The sequence below is a fragment of the Phycicoccus sp. Soil802 genome (assembly GCF_001429605.1).
In the GTDB taxonomy this organism is placed as follows: domain Bacteria; phylum Actinomycetota; class Actinomycetes; order Actinomycetales; family Dermatophilaceae; genus Pedococcus.
In genome coordinates this window covers 121,187-145,597 of sequence record NZ_LMSS01000001.1, presented here as the reverse complement: position 1 = coordinate 145,597, position 24,411 = coordinate 121,187, and the positions used below count along the sequence as shown (strand labels likewise).

The window sequence follows — 24,411 nt, the reverse complement described above, 5'->3', positions numbered from 1 at the left end:
GATCTTAGGTCGGGGGTCTGACGAGACCTAAGGGACGCGCCTGCCTGTGACGGATGAGGCACGTGGTATGCCGCGAAGCCGGCTTCGCGGCATACCACGCCGCCCGCACGGGGCGGCTCAGTGCGGTTAGAGGCGGTCGAGCGCCTGCGCCAGGTCGGGCGGGTAGGGGCTCTCGAAGGTGACGTACTTGCCCGTGCCCGGGTGCTCGAAGCCCAGCCCCACGGCGTGCAGCCACTGCCGCTCCAGGCCCAGTCGGGCCGCCAGCTTCGGGTCCGCGCCGTAGGTGAGGTCACCGGCGCACGGGTGGTGCAGCGCCGAGAAGTGCACCCGGATCTGGTGGGTGCGGCCGGTCTCGAGGTGGATGTCGAGCAGGGAGACCGCCCGGAACGCCTCGATCACCTCGTAGTGGGTGACGCTCGGCTTGCCCTTCTCCATGACCGCGAACTTGTAGTCGTGGTTGGGGTGCCGGCCGATCGGGGCGTCGATGGTGCCGACCACCGGGTCGGGCAGGCCCTGCACCAGGGCGTGGTACTTCTTGTCGACCGAGCGGCTGCGGAAGGCCTGCTTGAGCACGCTGTAGGCGTACTCGGACTTCGCGACCACCATCAGGCCACTGGTGCCGACGTCGAGCCGGGACACGATCCCCTGTCGCTCGCTCGCGCCACTCGTCGCGATCCGGTAGCCGGCCGCGGCCAGGCCACCCACGACGGTCGGACCGGTCCAGCCGACGCTGGGGTGGGCGGCCACCCCGACGGGCTTGTCGACGACGACCAGGTCGTCGTCGTCGTGGATGATGCTCATCCCCGGCACCGGCTCGGCGATCACCTTGAGGGTCGGGCTCTGCTCGCTGGCCGGCAGCGCGACCTCGAGGAGGTCACCGGCACTGACCCGGTCGGACTTGCCGGCCTGCCTGTGGTTGACCTGCACGTCACCCGCGGAGGCCAGGTCGGCGGCCTTGGTGCGCGAGACCCCGAACAGGCGGGCCAGAGCAGCATCGACCCGCTCTCCCTCGAGGCCGTCGGGGACGAACAGGGTCCTGGCGTCGGTCAGGGAATCGCTCATTCTGCGGCCTCGTGTCGTCCGTGGTGGGGGCGCCGGCCGTCGACACCGATGCCGCGCAGGGCGAGCAGCCCGATCAGCAGGGCGGCGCCGACGATGGCGATGTCGGCGACGTTGCCGATGAACAAGCCGAAGTAGTCGATGAAGTCGACGACGTGGCCCCGACCGGGGCCGGGCTCGCGGGTCATCCGGTCGGTGAGGTTGCCCAGCGAGCCGCCGAGCAGGAGACCCAGCGCCCAGGCCCAGCCGCGGCTGCCGATCCGGCGGGCGGTGCGGATGATGACGACGAGCACCCCGAAGGCGATCAGGGTCAGCACCCAGGTGGCGTTGTCGCCGATCGAGAAGGCGGCCCCGGCGTTGCGGATCAGGTTGAGCCGGATGAGCTCGCCGACCACGTTGACGGGCGAGCCGGCGTCGAGGGCGGACAGCGCCCAGGCCTTCGTGGCCTGGTCGAGGGCGTAGGCCACCACGGCCGAGCCCACGAGCAGGGCGAACAGGCCGCGGCGGTTGGTGGGGCGTTGGGGGGTGGTGGGGGAATCGTCGGCCGCGATCAGCGGCGCTCCTGCTTCGTCTTGCATGTCACGCATAGGGTCGCACGAGGAGCGGCCTGAAGGCGAAGTTTGCCGATGGGGTTGCCGCAGGACTCGCAGATCCCGTAGCTGCCGTCGTCGAGGCGCTCGAGGGCGTGGAGGTTCTGGTCGAGCATCTCGCGGGCGTTGTTGGCCAGCGAGATCTCCTGCTCGCGCTCGAAGGTCTTGGCTCCGGCGTCCGCCTGGTCGTCGCCGGCGCCGTCACCCGCGTCGCGCATCAGGCCGACGAGGTCGGCCTCGGCCACGGTGATCTCCTGGCGCAGGTGCGCGACGTCCGCCTCGATCTCGGTGCGGATCTCGCGCAGCTCCTTGGCGGTCCACGGCGACTCGTCGTCGCGGACCCGCAGCGACCGCGGCGCGGCCTTGGTGGCGGCACTGGTCCGCTTCACGGGCGTGGCCTTCTTCGCGGGCGCCGTCTTCTTCGCCGGGGCTGCCTTGGCAACGGCCGCAGCCTTCTTGGCCGGTGCGGCCTTCGTCGCGGGTGCCGTCTTCTTGGCCGGTGCAGCCTTCTTGGCCGGTGCAGCCTTCTTGGCGGGTGCGGCCTTCGTCGCGGGTGCCGCCTTCTTGGCGGGTGCGGCCTTCTTGGCGGGTGCGGCCTTCGTCGCGGGTGCCGCCTTCTTGGCCGGCGCGGCCTTCTTGGCGGGTGCGGCCTTCTTGGCGGGTGCCGCCTTCTTGGCGGGTGCCGCCTTCTTGGCCGGTGCCGCCTTCTTCGCGGGCGCAGTCGTCTTGACCGGTGCCGCCTTCTTCGCGGGCGCAGCCTTCGTGGCCGGGGCCGCCTTCTTGACGGACACAGCCTTCTTCGCAGACGCGGCCTTCTTCGCGGGGGCGGGCCTGGTGGCGCTGGAAGCCTTGCTGGTCGCTGCAGACTTCGTTGCGGCTCTCGCCTTTTGAACCATGGTGTGCCCGGCCCCTCGGTCGCATGGCGCTCCTAGACGAGCGCTCACAGGTGCGGTGAGGATAAGCGCTGGACGCTGCGTACTCAACGCCAAAACGCATTTGGGGCCGAATCCGTTGCAGTGGCGGGGCCGATGGACGGCGAAGGGCGCCCACCGCGATGCGGTGAGCGCCCTTCGTCCGGCCCTGCTGCCAGTGGCCGACCAGCTGACTACTGCTGGTCGGAGTGCTGCTCCTCGTCGCCCTGAGACTCGTCGTCGCCGGCCTCTGCGGGCTCCACACCGGTCTGCTCGAGGTCAGCGAGCTGCTCCTCGATGTAGTTCTTGAGCCGCGCGCGGTAGTCGCGCTCGAAGGTGCGCAGCTCGTCGATCTTCTTCTCGAGCAGGTTGCGCTCACGGGAGAGCTCCTCGAGGATCTGCGCCTTCTTCTGCTGCGCCTCGTGGACCATCCCCGTCGACCGCTCGCGCGCCTCGGTGATCATCTGCTCGTGCTTGGTGGTGGCCTCGCTGACGAGCTGGTCGTGCCGGTTCTGCGCGGTGGCGAGCAGCTCGTCGTGCCGGTTCTGACCGACCGACAGGAGCTCGTCGTGCTTGTTCTGCCCCTCGCCGACCAGCTCGTCGTGCCGGGCCTGGGCCTCGGCGATGAGCCGGTCACGGGTGGACTCACCCTGGCCGACGTGCTCGTCGTGCAGTCGCTGGGCCATCTCGAGCAGGGCCGCCGCGCTGGCGCCCCCACCCGCCGCCGCACCGAGGGCCACGGGGGCGTTCTGCTCGACCGGGGCCGCCTGCGCCTGCGTGGCCTGCTGGGCCGCCTGCGCTGCGGCCTGCTCGGCCTGCTGCTGCGCGGCCTGTGCTGCCGCGACCTGCTCGGCGCTGACGCGCTGGGCCTCCTCCGCCTGCTGGCGGGCCTCCTCGGCCTGGCGCTGGGCCTCCTCGGCCTGGCGCTGCACCTCCTCGGCCTGCTGCTGGGCCTCGGTGAGGCGCTGCTCCGCGGCCGCGGCGCGCTCCTCGGCCTCCTTGGCGCGGGCCTCGACGGCCTTGGCGCGCTCCTGCGCACCCTTCTCCGTGTCGGAGATCCGGCCCTGGGCGGCCTGCTCTGCCTCGTCGGCGCGCGCCTGCGCCGTCTTCTCGGCCTCCTCCGCCTTCGCGAGGGCCGCGGCGATCCGAGCCTGGGCTGCCTTCTCGGCCTCCTCGGCCTTGGCGGCGATCGCGGCGAGGCGGTCCTGCGCCTCGCGGTTCGCCTTCGCCTCGGCCTCCTCGGCCGCCTTGGCGTCCGCTGCCTTGGTGGCCGCGGCGTTCGGGTCGGCCTTGGCGACCGTGGGCATGCCCTTGGTCTGGCGGCAGTCGTTGAGCTGGTCGCGGAGGTCGTCGCCCTCCTTGACGATGCGGCGCATCTCGGCGACCACCTCGTCGAGGAAGTCGTCCACCTCGCGCTCGTCGTAGCCACGCCGGAACTGCGTCGGCGTGAAGTTCTTGTTGAGGACGTCCTCAGGCGTGAGCGTCATGTAGTCACCTCGGTTGGCTGGCATGAGCAGAGCGGGTCAAGCATCCCAGAGTCTGGGTCAGGGGCCAGCCTAGAGGATCCGGCGACTAGAGGATGCTCATGAGGAGAGAGGTTCCGACCATCAGGACGAGGAAGGCCAGGTCGAGCCGCAGGGTGCCGAGGGTCAACGGCGGGATGACCCGACGCAGCGCCTTCAGGGGCGGGTCGGTGACCGTGTAGACGAGCTCCGCGACGACCAGCAGCGGGCCGCGCGGTCGCCAGTCCCGGGCGAACGCCTGCACCCAGTCGAGGACCAGGCGCCCGAGCAGGATGACGAAGAACAGGAAGACGGCGAAGCGAACGACGCTCGCGATGATGTTGTCACCCAGCAGCTGCATGGGCTCACCCTGTCATGGTGGGCTTGGCGTGGGCTGTGTGGGTCAGCTCTGGTTGAACAGGCCGCGGGCGGCGGTGGGAGCCGCCGGACCTTCCTCGGCCGAGACCTCGACGTGGGCCGGCGACAGCAGGAACACCTTCGAGGTGACCCGCTCGATCTGGCCGTGCAGGCCGAAGACGAGACCCGCGGCGAAGTCGACGAGACGCTTGGCGTCGGAGTCGTCCATGTCGGAGAGGTTCATGATGACGGGAGTGCCGTCACGGAAGCTCTCGCCGATGTTCTTGGCCTCGTTGTAGGTGCGCGGGTGGATCGTGGTGATCCGGTTCAGGGCACCCACCTCGACATCGCGGACGACCCGGGCCACGGGCGTGCGCTGCGGCAGTGGCGTGACGGCAGCCGAACGCTCGGCCGGCGCCTCCTGGCGGGCCGGCTCGTCGTAGTCGTACTCGTCGTACCCGTCATAGCGCTCGTCGTCCTCGGCGAGCCCGAGGTACACCATCGTCTTGCGCAGCGCCCCAGCCATGTGCGAGCTCCCTTTGGTTTGCGTGCCTACCGTTGTCAGCGTTTCCCCGTGCGGCGGACATCGATCCGCGAGGTCACCATGTTCGGGACTGAAGTTACCGGTGTGACTGGCGAGAACCGAGGATTGCGCTTCCGACACGCAGGTGTGTCGCGCCGTGCGCGACCGCGGCCTCGAGGTCACCACTCATGCCCGCCGAGACCCACGACGCCTCGGGATGCGCCTCCCGTATGCCGCGGGCCACCTCCGCGAGCCGGGCGAAGGCCGCGTCGGGGTCGCCTCCCAAGGGAGCCACCGCCATGACCCCGCGCAGCTCGAGGTGCTCGCACGCCGCCACCTGGTCGGCGAGGGCTGCCGCTCCCCCGGGCTCGACCCCGCCACGGTCGGGCGGCTCGTCGAGCGAGACCTGCACGAGGACGGCCGGCCGGACCCCGCGCGCCGCCGCGGCGCGGTCGAGGGCCGCGACCAGCTTGGGGCGGTCGACCGACTGGACGACGTCGGCATACGACACGACCGAGCTCGCCTTGTTGGTCTGGAGCTGTCCGATGAAGTGCACCTCGAGGTCTCCCCTGCTGCGCAGCTCGGCGACCTTGACCGAGGCCTCCTGGTCGCGGTTCTCGCCGATCGCGCCGACCCCGAGCTCGGCGAGGAGGTCGACGTCGCTGGCCGGGAAGAACTTGGTCACCGCGACCAACGACACCTCGGAGGGGTCGCGCCCCGCGAGGTCGCACGCGGCCTCGACGCGAGCGCGCACGGTCGCGAGGTTGCGCTCGAGCTCGGCGCGCCGACCCGCGTCGGAGCTCACGGCGCACCGGCCACGACGACACCGGCATACCGCCCGGTGCGCCCGTCGCGACGGTAGGAGAACAGCCTCTCGTCCTCGCGCGCACACCCCGGAACCCATTGCACCGCAACGTTGTTCGCCACGAGCTGCGCGACCACGCCGGCGGCTACGTCGATCGCGGGCGTGCCCGACCACGAACGCGCTGACGCCTCGGGCGCCACCGCGGCGGCCGCGGCCCGCAGCTCCTCCGGCACCTCGTAGCAGCGGGCGCAGATCGACGGCCCGACGACGGCACGCAGGTCGCGGGCGCCGAGCTCGCGCATCCGCTCGACCGCGACCTCGACGATCCCGGCGGTCATGCCCGGCCGGCCGGCGTGCACCGCACCGACGACTCCGGTGTCGACGTCGGCGAGGAGGACCGGCGTGCAGTCGGCGACCAGCACGGCCAGGGCGAGCCCGGCCGTCGCGGTGACCACTCCGTCGGCCGGTGGCGGGCCACCCGCGTCCCACGGCCCGTCGGCCACGACGACGTCCGCCCCGTGACACTGCTGCAGGAAGAGTAGGTGGTCGCGCCCGACACCGGTCGCGCCGGCCACCGCCTCGCGGTTGGCCTCCACCGCCGCTGCGTCGTCACCCACGTGACCACCGAGGTTCAGCGAGTCGAAGTCGCCGGAGCTGCTGCCACCGGCACGGTCGGTGAAGGCCCACGACACACGACTCGTCTGCTGGCGCCAGTAGAACACCGGCCCAACCTACGACAGGGGCGCCGGACCAGTGCGGTCCGGCGCCCCTGTCGGAGTGTGTGGCTGCCTGCTCGAGGCTGGGCCTCCTTCACAGGGTGCCTATTTCAGACGGTGCCTATTTCAGACGGTGCCTATTTCAGACGGTGCCTATTTCAGACGGTGCCTATTTCAAGAAGTCGGGCACGTCGAGGTCGTCGCCCTCGTCGAACGTGACGGTCCTCGGCGGTCGACCGGCAGGCTCGCGCGGCATCACCGGCTCGACCCCGTTGGGCTGTGACCTCGTCACCGGGCCGTCCTCGACCGGGGCCGGGGCGGCCGGCTGGGATGCGGCCTGCGGTGCCGCGGCGGGCGCTGCCGGGGCGGGAGCAGCCGCGGCGGCCGGGGTCGAGTGTCCGGCAGTCTCCTGGGCGGCCCGCTGCGATCCCTGGATCTGGCCGATCGCGCGGTCGTTCTCGCGCTTCAGCGGGGCGCCTCCGTCGAACCCGGCAGCGATCACGGTCACGCGCACCTCGTCACCGAGGGCGTCGTCGATGACGGCACCGAAGATGATGTTGGCCTCCGGGTGGGCGGCCTCCTGCACCAGTCGGGCCGCCTCGTTGATCTCGAACAGGCCGAGGTCGCTGCCACCCTGGATCGAGAGCAGCACCCCGTGGGCGCCGTCGATGCTCGCCTCGAGCAGCGGGCTCGAGATGGCCAGCTCGGCGGCCTGGACGGCCCGGTCGTCACCCCGGGACGAGCCGATCCCCATCAGGGCCGAGCCGGCTCCCTGCATCACGGACTTGACGTCGGCGAAGTCGAGGTTGATCAGGCCCGGCGTGGTGATCAGGTCGGTGATGCCCTGGACGCCAGAGAGCAGGACCTGGTCGGCGGAGCGGAAGGCGTCGAGCATGCTGACCGTGCGGTCGCTGATCGACAGCAGCCGGTCGTTGGGGATGACGATGAGGGTGTCGACCTCCTCGCGGAGGTTGGCGATGCCGGTCTCGGCCTGGTTGGCCCGCCGACGACCCTCGAAGGTGAACGGCCGCGTCACGACCCCGATCGTCAGGGCGCCCAGACCCTTGGCGATCTTGGCGACGACGGGCGCACCACCGGTGCCCGTGCCACCACCCTCACCGGCGGTGACGAAGACCATGTCGGCGCCCTTGAGCACCTCCTCGATCTCCTCCGCGTGGTCCTCGGCGGCCTTCTTGCCGACCTCCGGGTCGGCGCCCGCACCGAGGCCACGGGTGAGCTCGCGACCCACGTCGAGCTTGACGTCCGCGTCACTCATGAGCAGCGCCTGCGCGTCGGTGTTGATGGCGATGAATTCGACGCCCTTGAGGCCGACCTCGATCATGCGGTTGATGGCGTTGACGCCACCACCGCCGATGCCGACGACCTTGATGACGGCCAGGTAGTTCTGCGGTGCTGCCACGGCGGTGGGCCTCTCCTGAATGCGGTGCTGGTGGTGGTCGTCCCTGCGGACGAAGTCCGTGGTGGGGCTGTGGTGGGTGCTGAGATGGAGCGTCCTTCGGGCGAACTGAGCCTCGACGTCTAGTTGAGGGTTACAAATCGCCCACGATCTGATGGCGCCGACGCTATGTGTCACATGGGTCGCAGGCAACGAGGTCGGCCGCGTGTCGCAGCACGGATTGGCCCGATTTCGAGGTTTGTCACGACCGGCACGCCACAGGCCGTAACAGTGGTCACATCCGCCCCACGAGCCCCATTCTGGCACGGCTCGGACTGCCCCCCGGACCACCGTCTCGCTCGGGCCTCAGCGGGTCACCGGCGTGCTCGGAGCGCTCACGTCGATGAGCTTCGGGTGGCCCTTGAGCAAGGCCGTCATGATGGCCAGCTTGCGCTCGGGCTCGTCGACCCCGCCCCAGACGATCGAGGTGCGCCCGATCTTGAGGGTGACCAGGTTGGCGCTGCTGACCGTGACGTTGCCGACCCGCTTCTGCAGGGTCGCGGGCAGCACCTTCACGACGCTGACCGCCGCTGCGAGGGCGTCGGGTGACAGGGCCGCCTGGGTGGCGGCGTTGACGGTCGGCACCCCGGCCGGAGCCTTGCTGACGTGGGCGTACGCGACCCCCGTCTCATCCACAACCTGTAGTTGACCTTGAGGGTTCTTGACCACGAGGAAGGGCTGGCGCGGGCTCGCGTGGATGACCAGCGTGCTGGGCCAGGAGCGCTCGATCGACACGTCGGCGACGGTCGCCCGCTCGGCCACCCGCGCCGCGACGGCGGCGCTGTCGACACGGGCCAGGGGCTGGCCGAGTGGCACCTTCGCCACCGCGCGGATGGCGGCCACCTCCGACTCGGGCACCCCCACGACCTCCACGGTGCGCACCGCCAGGACCGGGCTGAAACCGACCACCCACCCGAGGAGGGCGATCACGACGAGGGCCGCCGCGGCATACCCGAGGAGCCGCAGGGGTCGCTGGCGCACCTCGTGGGCGCGCCGCTGGAACCTGGCCCTGGACGACGCGAGACCGGTGCGGGTCGCCGGTCGGTGACCCGACGAACCGGGGTGCTGGCTCATGCCTGGCCGAGGGCGCGCAGGATCTCGGGCCCGATCATCGTCACGTCCCCGGCCCCCACGGTGAGGACGAGGTCGTCGGCCCGGGCCAGCCCCGCCACGTGGCCGGCCACGGCCGACCAGGAGGTGACGACCGAGACGTCGGCGTCGGGACGCAGCTCGCGCAGGGCGTCGGCGACGAGCTGCGACGAGACCCCCGGCATCGGGTCCTCGCGCGCGGCGTAGACCTCCATGAGGACGACCACGTCGGCCGGCGCGAGGGCCGCGGCGAACTCGTGGGCGAAGTCGCGGGTCCGGGAGTAGAGGTGCGGCTGGAAGACCACGACGAGGCGGCCGTCACCCGCCAGCTCGGCGCCGGTGCCGACCACCGCGGCGACCTTGCCGGGGTTGTGCGCGTAGTCGTCGACCACGGAGACCCCGGCCGCCGCCCCCTTGGGTTCGAACCGGCGGCGCGTGCCGGTGAACCCGAACAGCCCGTCGAGGACGCGGGTGGGGTCCTGGCCGAGCCCGTCGACGGCCACGGTGTAGGCGGCAGCGGCGTTGAGGAGGTTGTGCCGTCCCGGGATGTTGATCCGCAGGTTGCGGTCGACACCGTCCTGACCGGTGACGGTCACCCGGCCCATCAGGCCGCGGAACACCTCGCCGCGCAGGACCACGTCGGCGTCGGTCGACCAGCCGTAGGTCAGCACGCGGGTGCCCGAGGCGCGGGCCAGCCGAGCGAGCTCGCGGGAGCCCTCGTCGTCCTCGCAGGCCACGAGCAGGCCGCCGGGCAGGACCGTGGCGGCGAACGCGGCGTAGGCCTCCTTGACCCGCTCGAAGGTCCCGTAGAAGTCGAGGTGGTCGGGCTGCACGTTCGTCACGACCGCGACCTCGGGTCGGTAGACGAGGAACGAGCCGTCGCTCTCGTCGGCCTCGGCCACGAAGACCTCACCGGTCCCCCAGTGGGCGTTGGTGCCATGCTTCGCGAGCTCCCCGCCGGCGGCGAACGACGGGTCGACGCCGCAGTGCTGGAGTGCGACGGTGAGCATCGACGTGGTCGTCGTCTTGCCGTTGGCGCCGGCGACGGCGACCCGGCGCGAGTCGGCCATCGTGCTGGCCAGCGCCTGCGAGCGGTGCAGCACCCGGAGGCCGGCTGCGCGCGCTGCCACGAGCTCGATGTTGGACTCGCGGATCGCCGAGGAGATCACGACGGTGTCCTTGCCCTCCACGTATGCCGCGTCGTGGCCGACGTGGACGTCCGCCCCCTCGGCGGCGAGCGCCGCGAGCACCGGCGACTGCTTCGCGTCGGACCCGCTCACCGAGCAGCCGCGCGCGAGCATCACGCGGGCCACGCCGGACATGCCGGCCCCGCCGATGGCGATGAAATGGATCGCCCCCAGTTCGTCCAGCGGAGGGACTGGCGCGGTGAAGTCGAAGCGGTCGTTGGAGCCGTTCATCGTTGCCCCGCAACGGATTGTGCGTAGGCGGCGACCACCATGTCGGCGAGGAGCTCGTCGGCGCCCCGCTCCCCCGTCGCTGCCGAGGCCGCCGCCATGGCATCGAGGCGCTCGCGGTCGGACACCAGCGGCACCAGGGTGCTGTCGATCCAGGCCGGGGTCAGCGCCGCATCCTCCACCAGCAGCCCACCACCAGCGGCCACGACGTCAGCAGCATTGAAGCGCTGCTCGCCGTTGCCGATCGGCAGGGGCACGTAGACCGCCGGGAGCCCGACCGCGGTCAGCTCGCACACGGTGTTGGCACCGGCGCGGGCCACCACGAGGTCGGCCGCGGCATACGCGAGGTCCATCCGGTCGGCGTAGGGAGCGACGACGTAGGGGGCTCCGGGACCGCCGGTGGCGACCTCGAACTCCTTGCCGGCACCGGTCAGGTGCAGGACCTGCACCCCCGATGCCCGCAACGCGTCCACGCGCGCCTCGAAGGCGGTGTTGAGGCGCTGTGCCCCGAGCGAGCCGCCCGTCACCAGGACCGTGGGCCACAGCGGGTCGAGGCCGAAGTGCGCGAGTCCCTCGCCGCGCGCGGCGACCCGGTCGAGCTGGGTGATCTCGCGGCGCAGCGGCATGCCGATGGCGGTCGCGTGGGGGAGCTTGGTGCTCGCGAACGTGGTCGCGACGAACCGCGTCATCCGCGCCCCGAGGCGGTTGGCGAGCCCCGGTCGGGCGTTCTGCTCGTGCACCACCACCGGGACGTGCCGACGCCGGGCCGCGAGGTAGGCGGGGGTGGAGACGTAGCCGCCGAAACCGACGACGACCTGGGCACCGGTCTGCTCGATGGCCTGCTCGGCCGCGGCGACGGCGGCGCGCAGGTTGCCGGGCAGGCGCAGCAGGTCCGCTGAGGGCCTGCGGGGCAGGGGCACCTTCGGGACGGTCATCAGCGGGTAGCCGCGCTCGGGGACCAGCCGCGCCTCGAGGCCCGACTCGGTGCCCAGGGCGGTGACGGTGATGTCGGGGTCGCGGCGACGCAGGCAGTCGGCCAGGGCGAGCAGGGGCGAGACGTGACCAGCCGTCCCACCACCGGCCAGCAGGACCGACGAGGGAGAGTCAGCAGGCATCAGCGACGTCCCCGACGCCCCGGCAGGACAGCCAGCGAACGGCGGACCACGGAGGGCTTCGCCGACAGCGCCTCACGGCAGCCGGGCTCCTGGCGGGCGAAGGACAGCAGCATGCCGAGGGCGAACATCGTGGTCATCAGTGAGGACCCGCCGTAGGACACCAGCGGGAGCGGGACACCGATGACGGGCAGCAGCCCGATCACCGCGCCGATGTTGATGGTGGCCTGGCAGACGATCCAGGCCATCACCCCGGCGGTCGCGACCCGGACGAAGGTGTCGTCGGAGCGCACCACGATCCGGTAGCAGACCAGCGCCAGGGCGCAGAACAACCCGAGCAGCACGAGGGTGCCCGGCAGCCCGAGCTCCTCGCCGAGGATCGCGAAGATGAAGTCGTTGTGCGCCTCCGGCAGCCACTGCCACTTCTCCCGGCTGGCCCCGAGGCCGACACCCCACCAGCCGCCGTCGGCCAGTGCGTAGCGCCCGTGGAGGGTCTGGCGGTAGCCGCCGTAGGGGTTGGTGTCCTTGCCCAGCCACACGTCGAAGCGCTGCAGCCGGTTGGCGCTCGTGATCACCATCGTCACCGCCAGGGCACCGAAGAGCGCCCCGCCGTAGACGAACATCCGGCGCGGCACTCCCGCCGCGAAGAGCAGGGCCGCGACGATGCCGCCCATCACCATGACGGTGCCGAGGTCGTGGCCGAGCAGCACCAGCCCGATCGTCACGGCCGACACCGGGAACAGGAACGGGATGACCACGTGCCCCATCCGGCCGAGCAGCTTGCGCTTGGCGGTCAGCACCGTGGCCCCGACCAGCACGAGGCCGACCTTGGCGAACTCCGACGGCTGGAGCGAGATCGGGCCCACGGCGAGCCAGTTGCGGTTGCCGTTCACGGACACGCCGAGCGGGGTGAAGACGAGGAGCTGGAGGAAGAGGGCGCCCACGAGGATCGGCACCGACAGCGCCTTCCACGCGCGCAGGGGCACCCGCGAGGCCACGATGATGGCGATCGCGCCCATCGCGGCGAACTGCAGCTGCTTGCGGAAGAAGACGTAGGGCGTCGCGTTGTCGGTCTGCACCAGGGACTTCACCGACGAGGCGGACAGCACCATGATCAGCCCGATGACCACGAGCACGACCGTGACGCTGAGCAGCACGTAGTAGCTCGTCACCGGCGAGTCGAGCCGCTGGAGCCAGCCGCCGACCCGGCCCTGCTCGTCCGGCGTCCCCGAGGCGCGCGACGCGGTCCGCGCCCGTGGGGGTGCGGCGGTGGCACTGCTCACGGCTACTCCCCCGCGGACCCGGCGCGGCGGGCGACCGCCGCGGCGAAGGCGTCGCCCCGGGCACCGTAGTTGGGGAACATGTCCATCGAGGCGGCCGCGGGCGCGAGCAGCACGACGTCGCCCGGCTGGGCGAGCTCCGCTGCGCGCGCGACGACGGTCTCCATGACCCCAGTGTCCGTGCTCGGCACCTCGACGACCGGCACATCCGGCGCGTGTCGGGCCAACGCCTCGGCGAGCCTGGCGCGATCGGCCCCGATCAGCACCACGCCACGCAGCTGCCCGACGGCGTCGCGCACGAGGTCGTCGACCTCGGCCCCCTTCAGCAGCCCGCCGGCGATCCAGACCACGTGCTCGAACGCGTGCAGCGACGCGGCCGCCGCGTGCGGGTTGGTGGCCTTGGAGTCGTCGACGTAGCGGACCCCGTCGACCTCACCACAGTCGGCGATGCGGTGCGGGTCGGGCGTGAAGGCACGCAACCCGTCGCGGACCGCCAGGGGCGCCACACCGTAGGACCGCGCCAGCGCCGCGGCCGCGAGGGCGTTGGCGAGGTTGTGGGGCGCCAGCGTCGCCGCAGCACCACGGACGTCGTCGAGGGTGGCCAGCTCGGCGGCGGAGGTCTTGCGCTGCTCGACGAAGGCGCGGTCGGCGAGGATGTCGTCGACGACCCCCACCATCGACAGCCCCGGGGTGCCCAGGGTGAAACCGATGGCGCGGCAGCCGTCCTGCACCTCCGCGTCCCTGACGAGCTGCTCGGTGACGGGGTCCTGCACGTTGTAGACGCAGGCGACCTTGGTGCGCGCGTAGACCTTGCCCTTGGCCCGTTGGTACTCCTCGAGCGAGCCGTGCCAGTCGAGGTGGTCGGGGGCGACGTTGAGGCAGGCCGACGAGTAGGGGGCGATCGAGTCCGACCAGTGCAGCTGGAAGCTCGACAGCTCGACGGCGATGACGTCGTAGGGCTGGGGGTGGAGCACCGCCTCGAGGATCGGGGTGCCGACGTTGCCGGCCGCCGTGGCGCGCAGGCCGGCGGCCCGCAGCATCGCGGCGAGCATCTCGACCGTCGTCGTCTTGCCGTTGGTCCCCGTGATGGTCAGCCAGGGCGCGGGGCCCACCTCGGCGCGCATCCGCCAGGCCAGCTCGACCTCGCCCCAGACGGGGAGGCCGGCCTGCGCTGCTGCGAGGAGCAGCGGCTGGTCGGGACGCCACCCCGGTGAGGTGACGACGAGGTCGGGCACCTGGCCGACCGGCATACCCGTCACGTGCTCGGGACCGAGGCGCACGTCCACGCCGAGGATGTCGAGGATCCGCGCCCGCTCCCCGAGGGCGGTGTTGACCTCGGGGTCCCCGCCGTCGACCGCGACCACCCGGGCGCCGCGCTCGTGCAACGCATCGGCGGCGGCGAAGCCGCTCACCCCGAGACCGGCGACGACCACGTGGATGCCGCTCCAGTCGGCGCCGGCGCTGGTGAGGCCGTCGAGCCGTCCACTCACGCTGCGCCCACCACCCACTCGGCGTAGAACAGGCCGAGTCCGAGCGCGACGAAGAGCCCCGCGATGATCCAGAACCTGATGACGATGGTGACCTCGTTCCACCCGAGCAGCTCGAAGTGGTGCTGCAGCGGGGCCATCCGGAAGACCCGCTTGCCGGTCATCTTGAACGACCCGACCTGGATGATCACCGAGAGGGTGATCGTCACGAAGAGGCCGCCCAGGATGACGACGAGCAGCTCGGTGCGGGTGGTGATGGCCAGCCCCGCCAGCCCACCGCCGAGCGCGAGGGATCCGGTGTCTCCCATGAAGATCTTGGCCGGGGAGGCGTTCCACCAGAGGAAGCCGAAGCAGGCGCCCATGGCGGCAGCGGCCACCACCGCGAGGTCTCTCGAGTCGCGGACCTCGTAGCACTTGAGCCCCGGCGTCGTCTGGCAGTTCTGGTTGCCCTGCCAGATGCCGATGAGGACGTAGGCGGCGAACACCATCACCGAGGCACCGGTCGCCAGCCCGTCGAGGCCGTCGGTGAGGTTCACACCGTTGGACGTGCCCGCGATCATGATGTTGGCCCAGATGATGAAGAGGATCAGGCCCAGCAGCGTCCCGGCGAAGGCCAGGTCGATGGGTGTGTCACGCACGAACGAGATGTGCGTCGACCCCGGGGTGCGGTTCTTGGTGTTGGGGAACTGCAGCACCAGCACGGCGAACACGACCGCCACGAGGGTCTGGCCGGCCAGCTTCTCGCGCGAGCGCAGCCCGAGGCTGCGCTGCTTGGTGATCTTGATGTAGTCGTCGAGGAACCCGACCAGCCCCAGCCCGGCCATGAGGAACAGCACCAGCACACCGCTCCACGTCAGTGGCGTGCCGGTGATCACGTGCGCCAGCCCGTATGCCGCGAGGCTGGAGCCGATGATGACCGCACCACCCATGGTGGGCGTGCCGCGCTTGGTGTGGTGCGAGGTGGGTCCGTCGTCGCGGATGAACTGGCCGTAACCGCGGCGGACGAGGAACTTGATGAACATCGGGGTGCCGAACAGCGCGCCCACGAGGGAGATGACGGCAGCGAGCAGCACCGCCTTCACGTCGTGCCCTCCTCGCTGTTGTCGCCGCTCTTGCCGGCCAGTCTGTCTCCGAGCCACCGTAGTCCGGCATCGCGGCTGGACTTGAACAACACGACGTCCCCGGGACGAAGTTCTTCGGTGAGCAGGGCGTACGCGGCATCCGCGTCGGGCACCCAGACCGCCTCGTCGCCCCACGATCCCTCGTGCTGGGCACCCGAGGCCATCGGCCTGGCGGTGTCCCCCACCACGACGAGCCTGCCGATGTTGAGCCGCACGGCGAGCCGGCCGATCGCGTCGTGCTCGGCCGTGGAGTCGTCACCCAGCTCGAGCATCGACCCGAGCACGGCCCAGGTCCGTCGCGACGGGGCGGTGTCGGCGCCGCCGCGCCCGCCACCCATGGCCACGAGCGCCTTGAGGGCGGCGCGCATGGAGTCGGGGTTGGCGTTGTAGGCGTCGTTGACGACGGTCACCCCGTCGGCGCGCTCGGTGACCTCCATCCGCCAGCGCGAGGCAGGCGTGGCGGTGGCCAGGGCGGCGACGATGTCGGGCAGGTCCAGGCCGCACTCGAGGGCGGCGGCCACGACGGCCAGGGCGTTGCCGACGTGGTGCTCGCCGTGCAGCGGCAGGGTCACCTGGGCGCTGGCGTCGGGCGTCGTCACCCGGAAGCTCGGCCGTCCGGACTCGTCGAGGGTGGTCTCCGTGGCCCGCACGTCGGCCTCCGCGCCGGACCCCACCAGCTGCACGCGGGCGTCGGTCTTGGCGGCCATGGCTCGGACGGCGGGGTCGTCGACGTTGAGCACCGCGAGGCCGGTGGCGGGCAGTGCCTGCACGAGCTCGGCCTTGGCCACCGCGATCGCCTCGCGCGACCCGAACTCACCCACGTGGGCGGAGCCGACGTTGAGCTCGATCCCTATGCGGGGCGGGGCGATTCGCGTGAGGTAGGCGATGTGGCCGACGCCCCTGGCGCCCATCTCCACGACGAGGAACCGGGTCTGCGGCTCGACCCGGAACACGGTCAGCGGCACCCCCACCTCGGAGTTCAGCGACCCGACCGGGGCGACGGTGGGCGCGGCGCTGGAGAGCACACTGGCGAGCAGGTCCTTGGTGGAGGTCTTGCCCGACGAGCCGGTGATGCCGATCACGGTGAGGTCGGGGTGACGGTCCACGACGGCGCGCGCCAGCGACGCGAGCCCGTCCTGGATGTCGTCGACGACCACGCAGGGCAGCTCGTCGACCGGCCGGGTGGTCATGGCCGCCACCGCGCCGAGCGCGGCGGCGGAGGCGACGAACTGGTGACCGTCCAGCTGCTCACCGACCCGGGCGATGTAGAGCCCACCCGGACCGGCCTCGCGGGAGTCGGTGACGACGGGTCCGTCGACGACCAGGGACGCGGCGGCGTGGTCGTCGAGACCGTGCAGGCGTCCACCGGTGACCTCGGCGACCTGCGCCAGGGACATCGGGATCATCGCGCTCCCCCGTCCGGGTCGTGAGGGGTCTGGTCCAGCAGGGAGTCGAGGGCGCGTCTTGCCTCGTCCCGGTCGTCGAAGGGGTGCACCGTCCCGGCGATCTCCTGCCCGGTCTCGTGGCCCTTGCCGACGACGGCGACGACACTGCCCGGGCCGGCCTCGTGGGCGGCGCGGACCGCCTGCGCGATGGCGCTCGCGCGCCCCTCGACGTCGCGCAGCTCTGCGGCGGTGCCCGCGGCGCGGGCCCCGTCGAGGACCGCGGCGCGGATCGCTCCGGGGACCTCTGACCTCGGGTTGTCGTCGGTGACGACGACCAGGTCGGCGCCCTCGGCCGCGGCTCGTCCCATCGCGGCCCGCTTGCCACGGTCGCGGTCTCCCCCGGCGCCCAGCACGACGACCAGACGTCCGCTCGTCGCGGGCCGCAGCGCCTTGAGCGCCGCGGCGACCGCATCGGGCGTGTGGGCGTAGTCGACGACGACGAGCGGCAGGTCGGCCGAGCCCGGGCCGGTCGCGGGACCCTCCGCCGGCTCCACGACCACGCGTTCCATCCGGCCCGGGACGTGCGGGTCGACGAGCAGGGCCCGCTCGGCGTCGTCGGCAGGGATCCCTGCAGCCAGCAGGGCCAGCGCGGCCATCGCGGTGTTGACCCGGTTGAAGTCGCCCGGCAGGGCCGAGCGCAGGTGCAGCGCCGTTGACCCGTCGGACAGCGTGAACGTGGCCGGGTCCTCCTCGCCCGCCACGAGCCGCCAGTCGGCGTCGACGTCGGCCAGCGAGGTGACGGTGGTCACGGGCACCGTGGAGATCGTGGCGGCCAGCTCCCGGCCCCACTCGTCGTCGACGCAGACGATGCCGGTGCGTGACCGCTGGGGGGTGAACAGGTCGGCCTTGGCCAGGAAGTAGTCGCGCATCGTCGGGTGGAAGTCGAGGTGGTCCTGGGACAGGTTGGTGAACAGCGCGATGTCGTAGACGACCCCGTCCACCCGGTGCTGGCTCAGCGCGTGGCTCGAGACCTCCATCACGCAGGAGTCGATGCCGCGCTCGGTCATCACCGCGAGGAGGGCGTGCAGGACGGTGGCCTCGGGGGTCGTGCGGACGCTCTTGATCCGCTCGTCCCCGATGCGGGTCTCGACCGTGCCGATGAGGCCGGTCGTGTGGCCCAACGCGATGAGGGCCGAGTTGACGAGGTAGGCCGTGGTGGTCTTGCCGTTCGTCCCGGTCACGCCGTACATCTGCAGCGGGAGGTCGACGGTCCCGTAGACCAGCGAGGCCACCTGGCCCACGTGGCTGCGCGGGTCCTCGACCACGACCCGCGGGAGGTCGAGGCCCTCGGCGGCGAGCGCGGCGGCGCCCTCGGCGTCGGTGAGCACGGCGACCGCGCCGGCGTCCCGTGCCCCCGCGGCATACCTCGCGCCGTGGGTGTTGGCCCCGGGGAGGGCGGCGTAGAGGTCGCCCTCGACCACGTCCTGCGACGAGAGGGTCACGCCCGTGACCACCCGGTCGGCGCCGGCCAGCTCACCGTCGACCAGCGAGGCGACCGCCGCGAGGGTGGCGTGCGGGGACGACGGACGGGGTGATGACACGGACAGCGAGCCTACCGTCAGTGGGACGCGCCGGATGCGCCAGACCTCCGGTCGCGGAGCACGGTGGTGTCACCCGCGGCCGGGGTCTTGTCGACGCGGATCTTCGCCACCGGGGAGGTCGTGCCGGTCGGCGGGATCTGGAGCTCCTGCAGCGCGTAGGTCATCACGTCGTGGAACACCGGGCCGGCGACCACGCCACCGAAGTAGCCCTTGATCGGCCGCTGCAGCGTGACCGCGACGACGATCTCGGGGTCGTCGGCCGGAGCGAACCCGATGAAGCTGGCGGTCTTGCCCGAGTAGCCACCGACCCGCGCGTCGTAGCGGTCGGCGGTGCCCGTCTTGCCGGCCACGCGGTAGCCGGGGATCTTGGCCTCGGGCGCGGTGCCCTCCTTGCCGACGACGCCCTCGAGCATGTCGCGCACCTGCTTGGCCGTCTCGGGCGAGACCACCTTCACCGGAGCCGGCTTCTCCGCAGGCGTGAAACCACCCTTGCCGTCACCGGTCGCGGCCACGATCCGCGGGGGGATCCGGACGCCGTTGTTGGCGATCGTCTGGAAGACCCCGGCGGCCTGCAGGGCGTTGACCGACAGGCCCTGACCGAAGAGCACCGTGTAGCGCTGCGAGCCGTTCCAGTCCTTGACGTTGGTCAGCAGGCCGGGCCCCTCACCGGGGAACCCCATCCCCGAGGTCTGGCCCAGGCCGAACTTCTTGAAGTAGTCGTACATCGTCGACGCCTTGACCTTCTCGCCGGCCAGGATGGTGCCGATGTTGCTCGACTGCGCGAGGACCCCGGCGAAGGTGAGGTACTCGGTCGGGTGGTCGTGGCTGTCCTTGAACTCGGTGGCCGCGCGCCGGATCCGGTTGGGCACCTCGACCACGGTCGACGGCGTGACCACGCCCTGCTCGATCGCGGCGGCGGCGGTCATCACCTTGCCGGTCGAGCCGGGCTCGTAGACGTCGTTGAACGCCTTGTTGGTCCAGTTCGCGCTGGACTGCCCGGGCTGGTTGGGGTCGAAGGTCGGGTAGGACGCGACGGCGAGCAATTCGCCGGTCTTGACGTTCTCGACGACCACGGTCCCGGAGAGGGCCTGGGTCTCGATCACCTTCTGCGCCACGGCATTCTGGGCGAACCACTGCAGGTCGGAGTCGATCGTCAGCTGCACCTCACGACCGGGCACCGGGTTGATCGTCTCCTGGCGCGCGTTGGGGATCGGCCGGCCGTCCTGGGACTGCTCGAAGATGGTCTTGCCCGACTTGCCCTTGAGGGTCTTGTCCATCAGGACCTCGAGCCCGCCACCCGCCGAGCCGTCCGACTGGACGAAGCCGACCAGGGCCGAGGCCGCGGTCGAGGTCGGGTAGACGCGGTCGGAGGTCGCCTCGGAGTAGATCCCGTTGACGCCGAGCTCGGAGATCTTGCGCCAGTTGAGCGGCGTGACGTTCTTCTGCAGGATGCGGTACTTCGCCTCGCCGGTCAGCTCCTTGGTGAGGGTGGCCACCGGGATGCCGAGCAGTGGCGACAGGTCGGCTGCGGCACCGGCCACGCCCACCGTCTTGAGCTTTCCGTTGACGGTCTTCTTGTAGAAGGGCACCGCCGTCTGGTCGACGGTCACGGTGCGTCGCTCGATGCTCGAGGCGAGGATGGTGCCGTTGCGGTCGGTGATCGAGCCACGCAGGGCGGGCAGCGGGATCGTCGCCGTGCGCGACGACTGCGCGTCCTTGGAGACCGCCGAGGCGTCGAAGCCCTGCAGGCGCAGCAGCTGGGCGCCGAAGATGCTGAAGATGAACAGGACCGCGACCGTCATGGTGCGCATCCGGCGACGCGGGCTGGACCCGTCGAGGCTGACCTTCCGCCGACCCGGCGGGCGCGGCGGCGAGGCCGGTCGCTGGCCCGCGCGGGCCGGTTTGGCCGATGCGGCCCTGACCGGCTTGGCCGGCTTCGGCTTGGTGGGTCTGGTGGCCTTGGTGGGCTTGGTGGCCTTCGGGCCCGGCGTGGGGGCCTGGCCGGCACCGGGCGGCCTGCGCGCCGCCGTGCTGCGCGGGTCACCGGCCTTGGGGTGTGGCGCGCCGGCGCGGGCCGGGCGCGGACCCGAGGACGCAGTGGGGCGCGGGGCTCCGGGGCGGCTGCCTCGGGTCTGCGTCACTGGGTACCTCGCGTCCTGTCCTGGGTGTCGGTGAGGGTGGTCGGGGGTGTGGTGCGCTCGGGTCAGCGAACGGGGGTGACCGGCTGCTTCGCCTTGGTGGTCGTGGTGCTCGTCGTCGTCTTGGTCTTGGCGTTGACACTCGTCACGGTGGTCTGGACCGAGCCGTCGGGCTTGGTGACCACCACGGTCGTCGTCGTCACATCCCCCTTCTTCGTGACGCGGGTCGACGGCTCGGTGCGCTTGGTCGTCCCTGCCTGCACTGCCTTGGCCGAAGCCACCGCAGGAGCCGTCACCACGGTAAAGCCGCGGTCCTTCTTGGCCGGCTTCGCCACGCCGAGGACCTTGCCGTCCGAGAGGCGCAGGAAGGCGGCGGAGTCGGCCGGGACCATGCCGAGCCGGGTCGCCCGCGTCGCGAGGTGCGCGGGGCTGCGCTGGGCGTCGATGGCCTGGGTCAGCGCGTCCTGGGTGTCGGCGAGCTCGCCGGAGGTGGACTGCAGGTTGTGGAGGGTGAACGACCCCTCGGCCATGGCGGTGTTGAGCATGAGCAGCCCGACCAGCCCCGCGCACAACAGGGTCATGCACAGCGCGGCGAAGACGCCGTTGCCCGGGTGCCCGACGGCGGCCGGGACGACCCGCAGCGGTTGCGGAGGGGCGACCCTCCGGGCAGGTGCCCGAGATGCGACCCTCGCCGTCGCAGTCTGCTGGCTCATCGGTGCGTTCCCTTCGTGGTGCTGCGGTTGGTAGCGGTGGCAGGAGTGCTTCGGGTGCGCTCGGCGGCGCGCAGGCGCACCGAGGCGGATCGGGGGTTGCTGGCCTGCTCCTCGGCGCTCGCCTCTTCGGCGCCGCGGGTCAGCAGCCGCAGGTATGCCGCGTGCTCGGGGAGCTCGACCGGGAGCCCCTGGGGGCTGCTGCCCTTGGCGCCGGCGGTGAGGACGCGCTTGGTGATCCGGTCCTCGAGCGAGTGGTACGACAGGACCGCGATGCGGCCACCGACCGCCAGGGCGTCGATCGCGTTCGGCAGGGCGGCCGCCCAGACCGACAGCTCGGCGTTGACCTCGATGCGCAGCGCCTGGAAGGTGCGCTTGCCCGGGTGTCCCCCGCTCTTCTGCGACGCGGCCGGCACCACCTTCTTGAGCAGGTCGACGAGTCGGCCGGAGGTGGTGAACGGCTCGGCCTCGCGCTCGCGGACGATCGCCGCGACGATCTTGCGGGCGAACCGCTCCTCGCCGAAGTCGCGCAGCACCGCCTCGAGATCGCTCGCGTCGTAGGTGTTGAGCACCTCGGCGGCGGTGAGCCCGGCCGACTGGTCCATCCGCATGTCGAGTGGTGCGTCCTGGCTGTACGAGAAGCCGCGGTCGGCCTCGTCGAGCTGGAGCGAGGACACCCCCAGGTCGTAGAGGGCGGCGTCGACGTGGTCCACGCCCGCCTCCTCGAGGGCCCGCGGCACGTCGTCGTACACGGCGTGCACGAAGGTGACGCGACCGGCATACGGCTCGAGCCGCTCGGCCGCGAGGCCCAGCGCCTCCTGGTCGCGGTCGATGCCCACGACGAGCGCAGTGGGGCAGCGCTCGAGGATGGCCTCGGCGTGGCCGCCCATGCCCAGGGTGCCGTCGAGGTAGACGGCGCCGGGCGCCTCGAGGGCCGGGGCCAGCAGCTCGACGATTCGGTCGCGAAGCACGGGAACGTGCCGGTCGGCGGCCATTCCTCGTGCGTTCATCGACATCTCCTGCTGGACGGTGCTGGTGCTGCGTGGTCTCGGTGCTGGTGCTGCGTGGTCTCGGTGCGGTGCTGCGGGTGGTGCGCTGCTGGTCTGGTGCTCGGCTCGGCGCTGGGGTGGCCCTGCGGTCAGGTCTCCATCCGCTCCAAGGGATGCGGCCCGGGGCGGGGGAAGTCGTCCCGGGAAGCGAAGCGGCTGGAGACCTGGCTCCAGGGGCACTGCAGTGAGAAGGGTTGGGCTGGGTCAGGGGCAGGGTCAGAGGAGTCCGGGGATGACCTCCTCGGACTGGTCGGAGAAGCCCTGCTCGGTGGACTCGAGGTAGGCGTTCCAGGCGCTCGTGTCCCAGACCTCGACGCGGGAGCCGGCGCCGATGACGGTGCACTCGCGGGTCAGCCCCGCGTAGGCGCGCAGGTTGGCCGGGATCGTGACGCGGCCCTGCTTGTCCGGCACCTCGTCGGAGGCGCCCGAGAGGAAGACACGGGTGAAGTCGCGGACCGCCTTGCTCGTGGTGGGCGCCGCCTGCATCTGCTGGGTCACCTTCAGGAACTCGTCCATCGGGAAGACGTAGAGGCAGCGCTCCTGGCCCCTGGTCACGACCAGCCCGTCGGACATCCGGTCGCGGAACTTGGCGGGCAGGAACAGGCGGCCCTTGTCGTCGAGTCGGGGGCTGTGCGTCCCGAGAAACATCGCGCCCACCTCCCCTGCCGACCCGGTCGAGGACCCCACGGCCCTCTCGTTTCCCCCACTTTACTCCACCGTTACCCGCCAGGTCAGCCACTTTGGCGCAATTCCCCCACCTAGTTCGATGTTTTAGCAGGTCAGAGGGGTGGTGGAAAGTGGTGTGGAATTCCCAGAACCGAGCCGCACAGGGGCTCGTGGCTCCGCCGCCAAGGCCGGCCACGAGCGCGCCAGGCATCCCCGGGAGCTCGCATCCGGCGGCGCCGCGGCGCCGGACGACTGGTCGAGCGGACTTCACAGGTCACGACACGGCATACCCCCTGTTTTGGTGGTGCGTTGTGGGGGAAGATCGAGCGACCACCCGGACGGGACGCAACGTGGCGGCCATGGGGACGACGGAAGGACATCCGGTGCAAGCCAGGCACGAGGACGACGGCATCACGCAGGCAGCACCCACGACACCCGTGGGCACCACCAAGCCGGAGAGCCTGCTCTCCCTCCCCGCGGGGTCGCCCGCCTCCCTGGGGCAGGTGACCGAGGTCGCCGGGCGGCTGGCTCGGGCGATCAACACCGTCATCGAGGGCAAGCCGGACGTCGTGCACACGGCGATCACCGTGCTGCTCGCCGAGGGCCACCTCCTGCTCGAGGACGTGCCCGGAGTCGGCAAGACCATGCTGGCCAAGACCCTGGCCCGGTCGATCGACTGCTCAGTGCGACGGGTGCAGTTCACCCCCGACCTGCTGCCCAGCGACATCACCGGCGTCAGCGTGTTCAACCAGGACGTGCGCGACTTCGAGTTCCGGCCGGGTGCGATCTTCGCGAACGTCGTGGTCGGTGACGAGATCAACCGGGCCTCACCCAAGACCCAGTCGGCCCTGCTCGAGTCGATGGAGGAGGGCCAGGTCACGGTCGACGGCCAGACCTACGACCTGCCCAAGCCGTTCATCGTGATGGCGACCCAGAACCCCATCGAGATGGAGGGCACCTACCCCCTCCCCGAGGCCCAGCGCGACCGCTTCATGGCCCGGATCTCCCTCGGGTACCCGTCCTCGCGCGCCGAGGTCGCGATGCTCGACAGCCACGGCCAGGTCTCGCCGCTGGAGACGCTGCAGCCGGTCACCGACGCCGCGACCGTCTCGGCGATGGTCCGGGCGGTGCGCTCGGTGTTCACCAGCGACGCGATCAAGCAGTACGTCGTGGACCTGTCGGCCGCCACCCGCTCGAGCTCGGCCCTGCGGCTCGGGGCCTCGCCGCGTGCGACCCTGCACATGCTCCGCGCAGCCCGTGCGCACGCCGCGCTCGAGGGACGCGACCACGTCCTGCCGGACGACGTCCAGTCGATCGTGCTGCCGGTGCTGGCCCACCGCATCATCCCCACCGGTGAGACGCAGCTCGCACGGCGCAGCACCGGGGAGGTCCTGCAGGACCTCATGCGGCGGGTGCCCGTCCCGGCTTCCGGCCGCTGA

The 24,411-nt window shown here is 71.6% G+C and carries 22 protein-coding genes; 1 reads left to right on the top strand and 21 read right to left on the bottom strand.

The genetic code is table 11. The features are described 5' to 3' along the window. Positions 1 to 126 precede the first annotated feature (126 nt). The 21 genes from ASG91_RS00615 to mraZ all read right to left on the bottom strand — a co-directional run bounded on the left by ASG91_RS00615 (position 127) and on the right by mraZ (position 22,954). Complete coding sequence (locus ASG91_RS00615) at positions 127 to 1,062, bottom strand: RluA family pseudouridine synthase (protein ID WP_371262018.1); 936 nt, start codon at positions 1,060 to 1,062, stop codon at positions 127 to 129. Continuing rightward, positions 1,059 to 1,637 carry a signal peptidase II gene (locus ASG91_RS00610; RefSeq protein ID WP_157605892.1) on the bottom strand — a complete coding sequence of 193 codons (579 nt, stop codon included), beginning with the start codon at positions 1,635 to 1,637 and terminating at the stop codon, positions 1,059 to 1,061. Before ASG91_RS00610 ends, ASG91_RS00615 begins: the two co-directional genes overlap by 4 nt. Then, positions 1,610 to 2,440 (bottom strand): TraR/DksA C4-type zinc finger protein, encoded by an 831-nt coding sequence (locus tag ASG91_RS19990; protein WP_235545293.1) that lies wholly within the window; start codon positions 2,438 to 2,440, stop codon positions 1,610 to 1,612. The genes ASG91_RS00610 and ASG91_RS19990 overlap by 28 nt, the downstream gene beginning before the upstream one ends. Positions 2,441 to 2,754: 314 nt before the next feature. Further along, a complete protein-coding gene (locus tag ASG91_RS00595) occupies positions 2,755 to 4,047 on the bottom strand; it encodes a DivIVA domain-containing protein (protein ID WP_082593859.1) in 1,293 nt (430 codons plus the stop codon). 85 nt (positions 4,048 to 4,132) lie between these two features. Next, entirely contained in the window at positions 4,133 to 4,423 is a 291-nt protein-coding gene (locus ASG91_RS00590; protein WP_056920686.1) for a YggT family protein, read from the bottom strand. A gap of 42 nt (positions 4,424 to 4,465) precedes the next feature. Next, positions 4,466 to 4,945: a cell division protein SepF gene (locus tag ASG91_RS00585; RefSeq protein WP_056920685.1), complete on the bottom strand. Its 480-nt coding sequence runs from the start codon at positions 4,943 to 4,945 to the stop codon at positions 4,466 to 4,468. A 94-nt stretch (positions 4,946 to 5,039) separates the two neighbouring features. Next, on the bottom strand, positions 5,040 to 5,747 hold the full coding sequence (locus tag ASG91_RS00580; protein WP_056920684.1) for a YggS family pyridoxal phosphate-dependent enzyme: 708 nt from the start codon (positions 5,745 to 5,747) through the stop codon (positions 5,040 to 5,042). Beyond that, entirely contained in the window at positions 5,744 to 6,469 is a 726-nt protein-coding gene (gene pgeF, locus ASG91_RS00575) for a peptidoglycan editing factor PgeF (RefSeq protein WP_056920683.1), read from the bottom strand. The genes ASG91_RS00580 and pgeF overlap by 4 nt, the downstream gene beginning before the upstream one ends. A gap of 163 nt (positions 6,470 to 6,632) precedes the next feature. Then, positions 6,633 to 7,883, bottom strand: a complete 1,251-nt coding sequence (ftsZ, locus tag ASG91_RS00570) for a cell division protein FtsZ (RefSeq protein ID WP_056920682.1) — start codon at positions 7,881 to 7,883, stop codon at positions 6,633 to 6,635. 342 nt (positions 7,884 to 8,225) lie between these two features. Then, entirely contained in the window at positions 8,226 to 8,993 is a 768-nt protein-coding gene (locus ASG91_RS00565) for a cell division protein FtsQ/DivIB (RefSeq protein WP_056920681.1), read from the bottom strand. Then, entirely contained in the window at positions 8,990 to 10,426 is a 1,437-nt protein-coding gene (gene murC / locus ASG91_RS00560) for a UDP-N-acetylmuramate--L-alanine ligase (RefSeq protein WP_056920680.1), read from the bottom strand. Before murC ends, ASG91_RS00565 begins: the two co-directional genes overlap by 4 nt. Next, positions 10,423 to 11,538: an undecaprenyldiphospho-muramoylpentapeptide beta-N-acetylglucosaminyltransferase gene (gene murG / locus ASG91_RS00555; RefSeq protein WP_056920679.1), complete on the bottom strand. Its 1,116-nt coding sequence runs from the start codon at positions 11,536 to 11,538 to the stop codon at positions 10,423 to 10,425. Before murG ends, murC begins: the two co-directional genes overlap by 4 nt. Beyond that, a complete protein-coding gene (gene ftsW, locus ASG91_RS00550) occupies positions 11,538 to 12,818 on the bottom strand; it encodes a putative lipid II flippase FtsW (protein ID WP_056920678.1) in 1,281 nt (426 codons plus the stop codon). Before ftsW ends, murG begins: the two co-directional genes overlap by 1 nt. 2 nt (positions 12,819 to 12,820) lie before the next feature. Continuing rightward, on the bottom strand, positions 12,821 to 14,305 hold the full coding sequence (gene murD / locus ASG91_RS00545) for a UDP-N-acetylmuramoyl-L-alanine--D-glutamate ligase (protein WP_235543854.1): 1,485 nt from the start codon (positions 14,303 to 14,305) through the stop codon (positions 12,821 to 12,823). Continuing rightward, positions 14,302 to 15,384, bottom strand: a complete 1,083-nt coding sequence (gene mraY, locus ASG91_RS00540) for a phospho-N-acetylmuramoyl-pentapeptide-transferase (RefSeq protein ID WP_056920676.1) — start codon at positions 15,382 to 15,384, stop codon at positions 14,302 to 14,304. The genes murD and mraY overlap by 4 nt, the downstream gene beginning before the upstream one ends. Further along, entirely contained in the window at positions 15,381 to 16,829 is a 1,449-nt protein-coding gene (gene murF / locus ASG91_RS00535) for a UDP-N-acetylmuramoyl-tripeptide--D-alanyl-D-alanine ligase (protein WP_056920675.1), read from the bottom strand. The genes mraY and murF overlap by 4 nt, the downstream gene beginning before the upstream one ends. Next, positions 16,826 to 18,409, bottom strand: coding sequence for a UDP-N-acetylmuramoyl-L-alanyl-D-glutamate--2,6-diaminopimelate ligase (locus ASG91_RS00530; RefSeq protein ID WP_056920674.1), 1,584 nt, complete (start codon positions 18,407 to 18,409; stop codon positions 16,826 to 16,828). The genes murF and ASG91_RS00530 overlap by 4 nt, the downstream gene beginning before the upstream one ends. Positions 18,410 to 18,426: 17 nt before the next feature. Continuing rightward, a complete protein-coding gene (locus ASG91_RS00525) occupies positions 18,427 to 20,550 on the bottom strand; it encodes a penicillin-binding protein 2 (protein WP_235545292.1) in 2,124 nt (707 codons plus the stop codon). Positions 20,551 to 20,612: 62 nt separating this feature from the next. Then, complete coding sequence (locus ASG91_RS00520; protein ID WP_056920672.1) at positions 20,613 to 21,260, bottom strand: hypothetical protein; 648 nt, start codon at positions 21,258 to 21,260, stop codon at positions 20,613 to 20,615. Then, entirely contained in the window at positions 21,257 to 22,267 is a 1,011-nt protein-coding gene (rsmH, locus tag ASG91_RS00515) for a 16S rRNA (cytosine(1402)-N(4))-methyltransferase RsmH (RefSeq protein WP_082592596.1), read from the bottom strand. Before rsmH ends, ASG91_RS00520 begins: the two co-directional genes overlap by 4 nt. Positions 22,268 to 22,522: 255 nt before the next feature. Further along, positions 22,523 to 22,954, bottom strand: a complete 432-nt coding sequence (mraZ, locus tag ASG91_RS00510) for a division/cell wall cluster transcriptional repressor MraZ (protein ID WP_056921187.1) — start codon at positions 22,952 to 22,954, stop codon at positions 22,523 to 22,525. Positions 22,955 to 23,355: 401 nt separating this feature from the next. On the opposite strand from mraZ, the gene ASG91_RS00505 reads away from it, so the two are divergent. Continuing rightward, positions 23,356 to 24,411, top strand: coding sequence for an AAA family ATPase (locus ASG91_RS00505; RefSeq protein WP_369820381.1), 1,056 nt, complete (start codon positions 23,356 to 23,358; stop codon positions 24,409 to 24,411).